This is a genomic window from Pseudomonas sp. CROZ-RG-20F-R04-15 (assembly GCF_022662375.1).
Lineage (GTDB): Bacteria > Pseudomonadota > Gammaproteobacteria > Pseudomonadales > Pseudomonadaceae > Aquipseudomonas.
The window spans coordinates 78,307-92,893 of record NZ_JAKNQL010000007.1 but is presented as its reverse complement, the minus strand read 5'-3'; the positions used below and the strand labels follow the sequence as shown (position 1 = coordinate 92,893).

Sequence of the window (14,587 nt, the reverse complement as noted above, 5' to 3'; positions counted from 1 at the left end):
GGGAGCAGGCTCCCTCACGCGGCTGTTTCGCAATTAGTTGGGCAAGCGCTGGTTGTCGAGGACGCGACTCACCACCAATTCACTCAACATGATCACCTGTTGCAGGATCAGCATTTTCTTGCGGTGAGGACTGTCGACCGAGTCGGCAAGATCGCGGGCCATGTCACTGGCCGAGGACAGCGATTCGTAGGCTTCGACGAGCAGGGTTTCGTCATCAACGGTGGGGTCGATCAGGTAGATCTTGCCGGTTTTGCGGGTGGGTTTTGAGGTTTTGAGCGCGGAAGGATTGAGGTAGAAATTGATCGCCCGTTCTGTGGCCTCTTTGATGTTTTGAGGTTCCAGTGCGGCGTCGTAGGGGATTGGATCGGTATCTGGTGGGTTGGGTGTGGCTTTGAACATAGATAAAGTCTCGTATCGAAATTAACCGGAGCCATCACTTTCGCTACCAAACGAAGGTGGCGGCCATGCGCGGGTTGGTAGACCGGTCGATACGGAAACCCGGCGCTCATGAATGAGCCCCACGCATGTCCACCATATAAAACGCAGCCGCAAAAAGACTGCATAAGGTGGCGCCATACGGCGGTACCGAAGCGGGCTACCAAACCCGATCACTGATTTGCAGTGACAGGCAAACGATATATCCCGACCCATAGCCGCGTAAGCCGGCGGATTCTGGCGTACACGTAGGTAACGACGCAAGGTGTTGTAGGCGGTATGACGTAACGGTTCGTGTAATTTAAACGCGCTCACGGCGTGGTGTTTATTGATGGAAATTCTGGATGGCGGTGGTTCGAGGTTTTGCGGTGTGTCAGTGGGATTTACCCCCTCACCCCAGCCCTCTCCCCCAGGGGGGCGAGGGGGGAAAGGGAGCCGATCTTTGTGCTGTTCAAAACCTGAGTTCGGCTCAGTATCCCACGTCGGTGTAACTCGAAAGAACACCTCGGTCAGTCCCCTCTCCCTCCGGGGGAGGGTTAGGGTGAGGGTCCGCTTTTAATCCCGCGCCAACGCCTCAATCGGATCCAGCCGCGAAGCATTCCGCGCCGGTACAAAGCCAAACACAATCCCGATCAACGTCGAGCACACCACCGCCGTCAGCACCGACGCCAGCGAAAACACCATCTCCCACTCCTTGATAAACACCGAAAACAAATGCCCGATCGCATACGACAGGGAAATCCCGATCGCCCCGCCCAACAGACACACCATCACCGCCTCCACCAGAAACTGCTGACGAATGTCCGACTGCCGCGCGCCCACTGCCATGCGAATGCCAATCTCGCGGGTGCGTTCGGTCACCGACACCAGCATGATGTTCATCACCCCGATACCACCCACCACCAACGAAATCACCGCAATCAACGACAGCAGCAACGCCAGCGAACGGCTGGTTTTCTGCACCGTCTGCAAGACGCTGTCGAGGTTGTTGGTGAAGAAATCCTTGGTGCCGTGGCGTTGCAGCAGCAGTTGAGTGACGTGCTCTTCCACCACTTTGCTTGGTTGGCCGTCCTTCATGCGCACGCTGATGCTGTCCAGATATCGTTGGCCCAGCACCCGCCCGGCGGCGGTTTCGTAGGGCACCCAGACGTTGAGGGTCTTGCCCGAGGCGAACAGGCTTTTATCCTGCGCGGCCACACCGATCACCGTGCACGGCAGGTTACCGATCAGGATCACCTGACCCAACGGATCAACGTCTTGCCCGAACAAGCGCTGCCGGGTGTTGTGATCGATGACCACCACCTGCGCCTGGCGCCGCGCATCGTTTTCGCTGAACGGGATACCCGCTGCCATCCTGATCCCGCGCACCTTGAAGTACTGGTCGCTGACGCCGTTGACCTGCGCATCCAGGTCAATATTGCGATAGCGCAGCAACAGGCTGCGGCCAATCATTGGCGTGGCGCTATCGACGTAATACAACTGATTGAGCGCGGTGACATCGGCCGGCGTCAGGGTTTCGATGGCGGCGGCACGTTTGTCGCCGTAACTGCTGCCGGGATAGACATCGATGGTGTTGCTGCCAATCGCGGCGATGTCCTTGAGCACATAGTTCTTCGCGCCCTCGCCCACCGCTGAAATTGACACCACCGAGGTGATGCCAATGACGATGCCAAGCATGGTCAGCAAGGTGCGCATGCGATGGGAAATCAACGCCACCCAGGCCATGGCGAACGCCTCTTTGAACAACCCGAGACTGGCAACAAGACGTCGAGAGGCGTTGGCTTTCGGCGTCACCGGTTCGTTGCTGAGCAGTTGCGTGGTGTCGCGTTCGTTGGCACGGTCGCTGAGGATTTCGCCGTCGCTGACTTCGATGATGCGCTCGGCGTTGGCCGCGACTTTCGGGTCGTGGGTCACCAGAATCACCGTGTGCCCCGCCGCGTGCAGCTCCAGCAGGATGCGCATCACCTCTTTGCCGCTGGCCGTGTCGAGGGCGCCGGTCGGCTCGTCGGCGAGGATCACTTCGCCGCCATTCATCAAGGCTCGGGCGATACTCACCCGTTGTTGCTGACCGCCTGAGAGCTGGCTCGGCCGATGCGTCAAATGCCCCTCCAGGCCCAGCCGCGCCAACAATTCACGGGCACGGGCATGGCGCTGAAGCTGCGGCGTTCCGGCGTAAATCGCCGGCATCTCGACGTTGTGCATCGCGCTCAAATGCGGCAGCAAGTGATATCGCTGGAAGATGAAACCGAAGTAGTCGCGGCGCAGTTCGGCGAGTGCCTGATTGTCCAGATCGCGGGTTTCCTGACCGTTGATCCTGTAGCTGCCGGCGGTGGCGTAATCGAGGCAGCCGAGGATGTTCATCAGCGTCGATTTGCCGGAACCCGAAGCGCCAATGATCGCGACCATTTCCCCGGCATTGATTGTCAGGTTGATGTTCTTCAGCGCGAGAAATTCGCGGTCGCCAGCGGTAAAACTGCGGGTGATGCCGGTCAGCTGTAGCAGTGGTTCGGTCATGCTCAGGCCCCCGCCACATTGGTCAGCGGATCACCGATGACCACGCGATCGCCTTCGGCCAGACCGCCATTGATCTGCACTTTGACGTTGTTGTTGATCCCGGTCTGCACATTGCGCGACTGCGCGTGGCCCTTGGCGTCGAGCACGCGCACGGGGAAGCTGCCATCGGCATTGCGCGGACCGAGCGCCGCCACCGGCACGGTCAGCACTGCCTTGGCGGTGTCGAGGATAATGCGCACCTGCGCGGTCATCGAAATGCGCAAACGATGGTCGGGATTGGGCACCTCGAACAAGGCGTTGTAGAACACCGCGCTGCTTTGCTTCGGCGTACCGGCGGGCGGCGTTTCAAGAAAGTTCTGTGGCGCCGGATCGGTGCCGCGCAATTTCGCGTAATAGCGTTTGTCCTCGCCAAGAATGGTGAAATACACCTCCTGACCCGGGGCGATATGAATCACATCGGCCTCGGACACCTGCGCCTTGACCGTCATGGTGTCCAGATCCGCCAGTTTTAGCAGGACCGGCGCCAGTTGGCTGGCGATCACCGTTTGCCCTTCCTGCGTGACCACGCCGACCACGTCGCCATCTATCGGCGCGACAATCCGCGTGTAGGCCAGATTGACCTTGGCCGTGTCGATCTGGATATGCGCACTTTTGATCTGCGCATCCAGCGACATCAGGTTGGCCTGTTGTACCTGATAGTTCGACTCGGCGGTTTCAAAATCCTGGCGCGAGATCGACGCGTCGTCCTGCAAGTTCTTGTAGCGCTCGTAAATCGCTTTGGTCTGCCTGAGCTGAGCCTGGGTGGCGCGTTTTTGCGCTTGCAGGTTCTCCTCATCGACCTGAGCCTGGCGCAGCGTGTTCTGCAACACCAGCGGATCGATTTCCGCCAGCCACTGCCCCTTCTTCACCTTGTCGCCAACCTTGACCTTGAGCGACTTCAATTGCCCGGACACTTGCGCACCGACGTCCACTTGCTTGATGCCTTCGAGCAACCCGGTGGCCAGCACCGCGTTTTCGATGTCACTGCGTTCCACCGGGGCGGTCAGGTATTGCGGCGCCTCGGCCGGTGCCTGCACCGCGTAGAACGCCAATCCCGCCACCGCAACCAACGCCAAACCCATACCGACTTTGCGCAACTTCGACTTTTCCATAAATAACCACAAGTCCGTTCAGGGGTGAACCCGGCCAGCGGCCGGGCTCTGGTAGATAAACAACAATCAGGACAGCACTTGGCCGGCCGGCACTTTCAGGCCGTCATGCCACCACGCCGCGAGACTGAAGACGTTAGGCGCCTTGAGAATCGTGAAGTGGTTGCCCGGCCCGTACCACACCGCCAGATCCGTCACCTGGCGCTGCCAACCCTCAACCATCGCCGCTTGCTCGCGCTGATTGCCCCACGCATCCAGCGTCGGGTCATCGACCAGCGCCAGCCGCACGGGCCCGGTGTATGCCAGTTGTGGTTGATAGACCGTGCGCAATGCCGTGGCGAAGGTGCGGACCGGGCCATGCATCGCATCGGGCGCGGCGCGCTCCGACAGCACGCCGGCGTGCACCATACCGGCATGCAACAGGCGCATTTGCGTGGCGTCATCCTCGTCGGCGAAGGTCTGCGGATCGATTTCCAGCGACTTGCCACTGGACAGTTGCAGGGTGTCGATCAAGCGCTCCAGCGCCGCCGTGCCGGTGTACGGTTTGCCCGCCGTACCGTTATCGCCCGGGGCTTCGCTGTCGATCAACGTCAACGAAGCCACCTCGCGCCCGACCGCTTGCAACTGCGCTGCCATGGCATGCGCGACCCAACCGCCAAAAGAATGGCCGATCAGGTGCACTGGGCCTTGCGGGTAAGCCTGCACGATCGCCTGCAGATAAGACGCGGCAGCGGCCTCGACCTGACTGTGCGGCACACTGCTGCCGTCCAGCCCGCGCGGTTGCAGGCCGATGATCGGCCACTCCGGGCCCATCGCTTCGGTCAGATGAATGAACCCGGTGACACTGTCGCCCGCCCCCGGCACACAGAAAATCGGCGCATGCCCCAGGTGCCCGCTCTGGATCGTCAGCAGCGGCTGATACACCGCAGTGGCGGGCGCGACTACCGCCTCAAGTGCCTGAGTGATGGCCTGCCCCAACGCCTGAATATGCGGATTTTTCATCATGCTGCGGTGATCACCGGGGATATCGATGCACTGCAACAGACGACTGTCGAAGCGCTCCTCCCAACCGCGTGTCGGGCTTGGCACAGACTGCCCGACCATCAGCTCTTGGGCGCGGAACAGATGAATCGTCTGGCTCGCCGGGCTGACCCGGTAATGCGCCAAGGCCAGACGATGCGCCGCCTCGCGATCAAAGTAATGCCAGGCGTCGGCCGCGCTGACCGTGGCCAGTTCCGGATCGGTCAGTTGCTGCACCTGGCAACGCTGGAACAGCGCGTGGAAATCCAACTGTTCCCTCTCGGCTTCCAGCGCCTCGACCGACGCCAACGCGGTGGCGCCTTCGGCACCGAGCATCAGCGCACGCCCCCGGCAATGCCCGAGCAACTGGCGCTTGTCGAGATCCTTGCCGCTCCACATCGCCTTGTCCTGAGCAAGCGAGTTGGGCGCGTAGCTGTCGAGCATGCCGATGAAGTCCACCGCTTGATCCTGACCCAGCAATTGCTGGGCAACTTCATGGGCCAGCACCCCGCCGAATGACCAGCCCGCCAGACGATACGGCCCGTGTGGCTGCACCGAACGGATGATCCCGGCCATCCGCGTGGCCATGCATTCGATTGTGCGCAGCTGTGGCTGACCCAGCGGCACGCCGGGCAGGCCATAAATCGCAAACTCGCCGCCAATGTGCTGCGCCAGCGTCGGGAAATACACGTCGCGGCCACTGAACTCATGCACCAGGAACAGCGGCGTGCCGCGCGTCCCGGTACGCAACACGACCAGCCCCTCCGGCAGTCCGGCGATTTCGTCCTGAGCGAGCAAAGCCGCCGCCGACTCGATGCTCGGATGCTGGAACAACTCGGCCAGTGACACCTGCATTCCGCCGCGTTGCAGCAGATTGACCAGTCGCACCGCGAGCAACGAATGCCCACCCAGTTCGAAGAAGTTGTCATGACGCCCGACTTGCTCAACGTTGAGCACTTCGGCCCAGATCCGCGCCATCGCGGTTTCCACCTCGCCTTGCGGCGCCACATAAGGACGGTTGATCACGGCGTCGGCGCCCGGCTCCGGCAAGGCCTTGCGATCGACCTTGTCGTTGGGGGTCAGCGGCAATGCGTCGAGTAGCACATAGGCACCGGGCACCATGTATTCCGGCAATCGTTCCAGCACATGGGCACGCAAAATCTCCAGGTTTGGCGTTTCGATCCCTGCTCGCAACGTGTACCAGGCCACCAAGCGTTCATCGCGCACCATGACCACCGCTTCGCGGATCGCCGGATGTTCGGTCAACCGCGCTTCGATTTCACCCGGTTCCAGACGCAAGCCGCGCAGCTTGATCTGGAAGTCATTGCGTCCGAGAAATTCCAGATCGCCGTCGTTGTTGTAGCGCGCCAGATCGCCGGTGCGGTACAGCCGATCACCGGCCACGAACGGGCTGTCGATGAAACGCTCGGCCTGCATCTCCGGCAGTCCGTGATAACCGCGTGCCACACCCACACCGCCAATGTGCAACTGGCCGCTGACACCCTGCGGCACCGGTTGATCGTAAGCATCGAGCACGTACAAGCGTGTGTTGCTCAGCGCCTGGCCGATCGGCACCACGCTGTGCGGCACCGGTTGATCCGGTTCAAGCGTCCAGCCGGTGCTGTCAACCGTGGTTTCGGTCGGGCCGTAAACGTTGTGCAAACGCACCCACGGCAGGCGATCGCGCACCTGACGCGCCAGCGCGGCAGTGAGTTCGCCGCCACCGTTGAGCACATCGGTGAGGCTGGTGCACTGGCTGACATCGGCCTGTTCGATGAAGTCCTGCAGCAGCGCCGGTACGAACTTGACCACCGTCACTTGCTGCTCGCGAATCGCCTGCACCACATAAGCCGAATCGCGGTTGCCATCCGGCCGCGCCAATACCAGGCGCAGGCCGGAACACAGCGGCCAGAAGATCTCCCACACCGAACTGTCGAAGCTGAACGGGGCCTTTTGCAACAGTGCGCCATGCTCGGTCGGCGCACTGATCTGCGAGCCCCAATGCACCATGTTGCAGGCGCTGCGATGCTCGATCATCACGCCTTTCGGCAGGCCGGTGGAACCGGAGGTGTAGATCATGTAGGCCAGGTTCGCGTCGCTCAGGTCCGGTACCTGCAAATCATGATCAGGCAGCTGTTGCCAATGACCTTGATCGAGGTCGATCAAGGTCATTGCAGGCGCGTCGAACAGCGAACGCGTCGCCGCTTGCACCAGCACCGCAACCGGCGCGCTGTCCTTGAGCATGTACGCCAGACGTTCCGCCGGATACCCCGGATCCAGCGGTACATACGCCCCGCCTGCCTTCAGAATACCGAGCAAACCGACCACCAGATCCAGCCCGCGCTCGACGCAAATCGCCACACGTGAATCCGGCTGCACGCCCTGTTCGCGCAAGTGATGAGCCAGTTGATTGGCCCGCGAATTGAGCTCGCGATAGGTGAGGCACCCGGCTTCGGATTGCACGGCGATGGCCTCGGGCTTAATCCGCACCTGCGCTTCAAACAAGCAGTGCAACGGCTGTTCGAGCGGGCAATCGACTTCGCTCGCGTTGAAGTCGTGCAACAGGCGCTGACGTTCGTCTTGCGCCAGCAACGGCACCTGTTCCAGCAGCGTTTGTTCATCGCTGACCAACGCCGCCAGCAAGCGCTGGAAGTAACCGACAAAACGTCGCACCGTCGACTCATCGAACAACGCCGTGGCGTAACGCAGCGAGCCGCGAACGCCGTCGGCGCTATCGCCGAGACTCAGCGACAGGTCGAACTTCACAAAGTGGCTTTCCCCCGCCACGCCTTCCAAGGTCAGGTCACCGAGCTGCAGGCTCGGGCCGTCATTGTTGTCCCAGCTCAACAGTGTCTGGAACAGCGCGCTGTGAGCCAGACTGCGCAGCGGTTTGCTGATGTCCACCACGTGCTCGAACGGCAGATCCTGATGCGCCTGCGCCGCCAGGGTTTGCGCCTTGACCCGCGCCAGCAACGCTTTGCCGCTGAGTGCGCCCGACGTATCGATGCGCAGGGCCAGGGTGTTGACGAACATGCCGATCAAGCCTTCGATTTCGGCGCGGGTACGGTTGGCCACCGGCGAGCCGATGACCACGTCGGTCTGCCCGGACAAGCGACTGAGCAACATCGTCCAGGCACTCAAGATCACCATGTACGGCGTCACCGCGCGACGTTGGCACAGCGCTTTGAGTCCGCGACTCAGAGGCGCGCCCAGCACCACATCGATATGGCTGCCGGCGAAGTCCTGTTGCGCCGGACGCGGGCGATCGGTCGGCAGCGTCAGTAACGCCGGAGCACCGGCCAGGGTTTGCTGCCAGTAATCGCTCTGCCGTTGCAGCACCTCGCCACTGAGCCAGCGGCGTTGCCACACCGCGTAATCGCTGTACTGCAACGCCAGCGCCGGCAACGGGTCTTGCTGGTCATGGCTGAAAGCTTGATACAACGCCGCCAACTCACGGGTCAGCACACCCATCGACCAGCCATCGGAGATGATGTGATGCAGCGTCAGCAACAGCACATGGTGATCGTCGGCCAGACGCACCAGACGTCCGCGAATCAGCGAATCGCAAGCAAGATTGAACGGTGCGCCGGCTTGCTCTTCGATCAGCCCACGCAAAGCATTATCGGCCTGCGGGTGCTGGCGCAAATCTTCAACTTGCAGCAACAGCGCGGCCTCGGCCGGCACGATCAGCACCTGCGCTTGATCGTCGATCTGGGTGAAGCGGCTGCGCAGGGTTTCGTGGCGCTCGACAATGCGCGCCAGTGCCCGTTGCAGCGCGTCTTCATCCAGCCGCCCGCGCAGACGCAGGCCCAGCGGAATGTTGTACGCCGTGTTGCCACCGTCCATTTGCGCCAGGAACCACAGGCGCTGTTGCGCAAACGACAACGGCAGTGCTTGCTCACGCGCTGCCGGCACAATCTCCGGCAACGTGCTGCGTGCGGCCCGGCTCAACGCCTGTGCCACGGCCGCCAGTTCCGGATTGGCGAACAGCTCGGCCAGTGTCAGCTCCACATCCAGCTGTTGGCGAACCTGCGACAGCATGCGCATCGCCAGCAACGAATGCCCGCCCAGCTCGAAGAAATTGTCATGTCGTCCGACTTGCTCGACCTGCAATAACCCGGCCCAGATGCGCGCCAGGTTTTCCTCCAGCGTCGTGACCGGCGCCACGTAGACCCGGCTGAGCATGGCGGCCTGGGTCGGTGCCGGCAGCGCCTTGCGGTCGATCTTGCCGTTGTTGTTCAGCGGCAACACTTCCAGTTGCACCCACGCCGTCGGCACCATGTACTCCGGCAAGCGCGCCGACAGTTGCGCGTGCAATTCGGTGCTGTCGAGTTGCCCGGCGTGCGCGGTGTAATAGGCGACCAGACGCGGGGTTTCCTGAGCGTCGCGGCGCGCCAGCACCACGGCTTCCCTGATCCCCGCGCAGTTGAGCAAACGGCTTTCGATCTCACCCAGTTCGATACGGAAACCACGGATTTTCACCTGATCGTCGTTGCGCCCGACGCAATCGAGTTGCCCCGGTGCCAGCCAGCGCGCGAGGTCGCCGGTGCGATACAGCAACGCGCCGGGTTTATCGCTGAATGGATCACGCAAGAATTTCTCAGCGGTCAGATCGGCTCGGTTCAGATAACCCAGTGCCACGCCCTGCCCGCCGATATACAGCTCACCGGTCACGCCTATCGGCACGGGTTGCTGATGCGCATCGAGTACATAGACCTGGGTGTTGGAAATCGGCCCACCGATCGGCACGTTCTCGGCATTTTCCGCCACCTCCCGCACTTCGAAGGTCGTGGCGTAGGTGGTGGTTTCGGTCGGGCCATAGCAATGCACGATGCGCAGATCCGGCGCCTCGGCCAACAGCGTGCGGAACGCCGCCGGATCACCGCGCTCGCCACCACAGAGCAGAATGCGCAGGCCTTTGAGCGCTTGCGGGATGAGTTGCACGTACTGGTTGAACAACGCAGTGGTGACGAACAGGATCGTCGCGCCACTGGCATTCAGTTCACGGCCAAAGGCCTGCGGATCCAGCAGGGTCTGATGATCGATGATCACCACGCGACCACCGTTGAGCAGCGGGCCCCAGATATCCATGGTGCTGGCATCGAACGCCGGGTTCGAGGCGAACACCACGCGATCCTGCGCATTGAAATCGGCGTAACCGTTATTGAGCACCAAACGGCCGATGCCACGGTGCGGCACCATCACCCCTTTCGGCGTGCCGGTGGAGCCGGAGGTGTACATGATGTACGCCAGCGACTCCGAGGACTGCACAAGATTGGGGTTATGCGTCGGTTGCCCGCTCAGGGTCAGCCTGTCCAGATCGATACGCGGCGCGGCGTAATCGATGATTTCGCCGCTCAGGGTCAGCAGCGCGGCCGCCCGACAGTCCTCGACCATGAACGCCTGACGCTCGCTCGGCGCATGGATGTCCAGCGGTACATAGGCCGCCGCGCACTTGGCAATCGCCAGTTGCGCCACCAGTAGTTCCAGCGAGCGTGGCAGCAGGATCGCCACGTGATCCCCCGGTTGCACGCCTTGGCCGATCAGGTGATGAGCGAGGCGATTGGCCTGCGCGTTCAGTTCGAAATAGCTCAGCGATTGCGCGCCATGCACCGCCGCCACAGCCTTTGGATGCGCCGCCGCTTGCTGCTGGAAAACCCCGTGCACGGTCAGGGTCTGCGGGTAATCGCGTGCGCTGGCGTTGAAGTCGACGAGCAAGCGCTGACGCTCCTCCGCCGCCAGTAACGGCACGTGTTCAAGGACTGCGTGATCATTGCCGACCATCGCTTGCAGCAGCCGTTGGAAATAGCCGACATAGCGGCGGATGGTCGATTCGTCGAACAGCGCCGTGGCGTAGTTCAGCGAGCCGCGAATCACGCCGTTGACCTCGCCCAGGGTCAGCGTCAGGTCGAACTTGGCGACCTCGTCCGCGCCGGCCACCGCTTCCAGGGTCAGCTCACCCAGCGCCAGTTGCGGGCCGCCGTGACTGTCCCAGCTCAATGTGGTCTGGAACAGCGGGCTGTGCGCCAGGCTGCGCGACGGTCGGGTGATTTCCACCACCTGTTCGAACGGCAAGTCCTGATGCGCCTGCGCCTCCAGTGTCTGCACCTTGACCCTTGCCAGCAGCGTTTCGACACTCGGCTCGCCCGAGGTATCGATGCGCAGCGCCAGGGTGTTGACGAACATGCCGATCAACCCTTCGATTTCAGCGCGGGTGCGGTTGGCCACTGGCGAACCGATCACCACATCGGCCTGCCCGGACAGACGACTCATCAGCAGTGCCCAGGCACTCGTCAGGGTCATGAACAGGGTCACGCCATGGCTCTGGCTCAGGGTTTTGAGTCCGGCGCTCAGCTGTGGGTCCAGCACCACTTCGAGGTTGCTGCCGGCATAATCCTGATGCGCCGGGCGCGGACGATCGGTGGGCAGCGTCAACAGCGCTGGAGCACCGTCGAGGGTTTGTTGCCAGTATTCGCATTGCCGTTGCAGCACTTCGCCGCTGAGCCAGCGTCGTTGCCACACCGCGTAATCACCGTATTGCAACGTCAGCGCCGGCAGCGGATCGGGCTGGCCCTGGCTGAACGCCTGATACAAGGCCATCAACTCGCGAGTCAGCACGCCCATCGACCAACCGTCGGCGACGATGTGGTGCACGGTCAGCAACAGCACTTGCTGATCGTCGGCCAGACGCAGCAACTGTCCGCGAATCAACGGGTCGTTCTGCAGATCAAACGCCGTCGAGGCTTCCTGCGTCATCAACCTCTGCAAGGTGTCCTCGGCCTGAGGCTCTTGGCGCAGATCTTCCACACGCAGCAGCACGCCGCTGTCGACCGGCGCAATCGTCACCTGCGCAGCGTCATCGCAACTAATGAAGCGGCTGCGCAGGGTTTCGTGGCGGGCCACGATGCGCGCCAGCGCCGCTTGCAGCGCATCGATGTCGAGCCGACCACGCAGGCGCAGGGCGATGGGGATGTTGTACGCCGAGTTGCCGCCCGCCATTTGCGCCAGGAACCACAGGCGTTGCTGGGCGAAGGACAAGGTGCCGTCACGCGTTACCGGGACAATCGACGGCTGAGTGCTGCGCTCGGCACCCACCAGGCACTCAGCGACCGCCGCCAGTTCGGCATTGGCGAACAGATCCGCCAACGCCAACTCCAGTCCCAACCGTTGCCGGACCTGCGCAACCATGCGCATCGCCAGCAACGAATGCCCGCCGAGTTCGAAGAAATGATCATGGCGCCCTACCCGTTCGACCTGCAGCACCTCGGCCCAGATCTGCGCCAGGATGGTTTCGGTCTCGCCCTGCGGCGCGGCGTAGTCGCGGGTGAACAACGCGGCCAGATCCGGTTTCGGCAACGCCTTGCGGTCGACTTTGCCGTTGGCCGTCAGCGGTAAGGCGTCGAGCCGGACAAAAGCGGCCGGCAGCATGTACTCCGGCAGTTGCTCCGCAAGATGCGCACGTATTTGTCCGACGCTCAGCGCCTCGGCTGGCGCCGCCTCGATGAAATACGCCACCAGTCGCGGCTGGCCGGGTTGATCTTCACGGGCCAGCAGCACGGCTTCCTGAATCCCTGGCAACTGATTGAGGCAGGTCTCGATTTCGCCGAGTTCGATGCGCACGCCACGGATTTTCACCTGATCGTCATTGCGCCCCAGGTAGTCGAGTGTGCCGTCCTCGCGCCAGCGCGCAAGGTCGCCGGTGCGGTACATCCGCGCGTTCGGCAAAGGGCTGAACGGGTCGTGCAGAAAACGCTCGGCGGTCATTTGCGGGCGGTTCAAGTAGCCACGGGCAACGCCGGCACCGCCAACGTACAGCTCGCCCATCACCCCCAGTGGCACCGGGCGCTGTTGCTCATCAAGCAGATAAACACTGGCATTGCTCAGCGGTTTGCCGATGTGTAGCACTTGCCCGGCCTCGATCAACCCGGACGTGGCAACCACCGTAGCCTCGGTCGGACCGTAGTTGTTGATCACCTTGAAGGACTGGTTGCGGTTGAACTGGCGCAGCCGGTCACCGCCGATCAACAGGGTTTTCAGAGTTGGATGCGCCTGCTCCTGGCTGAAGGCGTACTCGGCCACCGGCGTCGGCAGGAAGCTCACGTCCAGCGGCTGCGCGCGCCACCAGTCGAGCAGCGCATCGATGTCCTCGTTGCCGTCGTGGGCCGGCGCCAGATGCAGCGTCGCGCCGATGCACAACGCCGGCCAGACTTCCCAGGCCATGGCGTCGAAACCGAACCCGGCGAGGCTTGAGGTGTGGCTGCCGGCGCGCAGATCGAACGCCGCACAGTGCCAGTCGACCAGATTGCTCAGGGTGCGGTGCTCGACCATCACGCCTTTGGGCAGCCCGGTGGAACCAGAGGTATAGATCACATACGCCAAGTGTTGCGGTGTCAGCGCGGGCACTGACGGAGTATCCATTCTGGCGCTCGGCCACTGGCGCAGATCGAGGTCGATCAGCGGCACTTGCAGCTCGGGCAGGCGTGCGCGCAGTGCGCTTTGGGTCAATACCGCAACCGGTGCGCTGTCTTCCAGCAGATAGTTCAGGCGCTCCGTTGGATGCGCCGGGTCCACCGGCACATAACCGGCGCCCGCCTTGAGAATCGCCACCAGTCCGACCAGCGTATCGAGCCCGCGACGGGCAACGATGGCCACACGATCATCAGGCCGCACACCCGCTTCGATCAGATGATGCGCCAAGGCGTTGGCCTGCTGGTCGAGTTCGGCGTAACTCAGGCTCGCGCCTGCAAAAATCGCCGCCAGCGCGTGCGGTCGCTCAGCCACTTGCTGCTCGAAACGCTGGCCAATCGTCAACCCCTGAGGGTAATCGGCGTGGGTGGCATTAAAGCCGATCAACAGCTGTTCGCGCTCTGCGACCGGCAGGATCGACAAGCGTTCGAAGCCTTGATGTGGCGCCTGTTCCAGCGCTTGCACAAGGCTGTGCAAAGCACATTGCAGATAGTCACAGGTGCGCCGTGCGTCGATGCCGGCACCGGCCAATGCGCTGAAACTGAAGCCTTCGCCGAGGTCGTCGACGCTAAGGGTCAGGCGATAGTTGCTGTGTTCCTCGGCTTCCAGCAATTGCATACCGTGCCAGGCCGCTGCGGCCTCGGTAGAACTCGCTGGCGCCGCAGCCCCGTGACGATAATTGAACAAAGTGCTGAACAGCGGCGTGGTCGGCGCCATCGCGCTGCAATGCTGGATACGCGCCAGTTGCGCGTGTTCGTGCTGGAGCAATTGGCTCAGCCGTTGATGGGTGGCCAGGGCCGCGCCTTTGACGCTGTGCGCGGTCAGATCGATGCGCAGCGGCAAGGTATTGATAAACACCCCGAGCGCACGCTCGGCGCCCTCACCGCCCTGCAAACGCCCGAGCAACACCGTGCCGAACACCACGTCGTCGCGGCTCGACAACTGCCCGAGCACCTGCGCCCAGGCCAGGTGCATCAGGCTCGCGGCGCTGACACCCAGACGCC

The 14,587-nt window shown here is 62.5% G+C and carries 4 protein-coding genes (1 of these 4 cut by a window edge); all 4 read right to left on the bottom strand.

The features are described from left to right. Window positions 1-33: 33 nt before the first annotated feature. Window positions 34-399, bottom strand: coding sequence for a DUF6124 family protein (locus L8H52_RS12680; protein ID WP_186624360.1), 366 nt, complete (start codon window positions 397-399; stop codon window positions 34-36). 591 nt (window positions 400-990) lie between these two features. After that, the gene (locus L8H52_RS12675; protein ID WP_242207323.1) at window positions 991-2,949 is read right to left on the bottom strand and encodes a MacB family efflux pump subunit; all 1,959 of its coding nucleotides are present in this window, start codon (window positions 2,947-2,949) and stop codon (window positions 991-993) included. A 2-nt stretch (window positions 2,950-2,951) separates the two neighbouring features. Further along, window positions 2,952-4,100 (bottom strand): macrolide transporter subunit MacA, encoded by a 1,149-nt coding sequence (gene macA / locus L8H52_RS12670; protein ID WP_242207322.1) that lies wholly within the window; start codon window positions 4,098-4,100, stop codon window positions 2,952-2,954. Between the two features lie 66 nt (window positions 4,101-4,166). Further along, a protein-coding gene (locus L8H52_RS12665; RefSeq protein WP_242207321.1) for a non-ribosomal peptide synthase/polyketide synthase crosses the window boundary here: on the bottom strand, window positions 4,167-14,587 show its 3' portion. 7,408 nt of this gene lie beyond the right edge of the window; 10,421 of the gene's 17,829 nt are visible here — the last part of the coding sequence; its start codon lies beyond the right edge, outside the window; it ends in the stop codon at window positions 4,167-4,169.

Bases quoted from the DNA above. Each gene is read 5' to 3' on its own strand.
- L8H52_RS12680 (WP_186624360.1), bottom strand. From the start codon at position 399: ATGTTCAAAGCCACACCCAACCCACCAGATACCGATCCAATCCCCTAC.
- L8H52_RS12675 (WP_242207323.1), bottom strand. From the start codon at position 2,949: ATGACCGAACCACTGCTACAGCTGACCGGCATCACCCGCAGTTTTACC.
- macA (WP_242207322.1), bottom strand. From the start codon at position 4,100: ATGGAAAAGTCGAAGTTGCGCAAAGTCGGTATGGGTTTGGCGTTGGTT.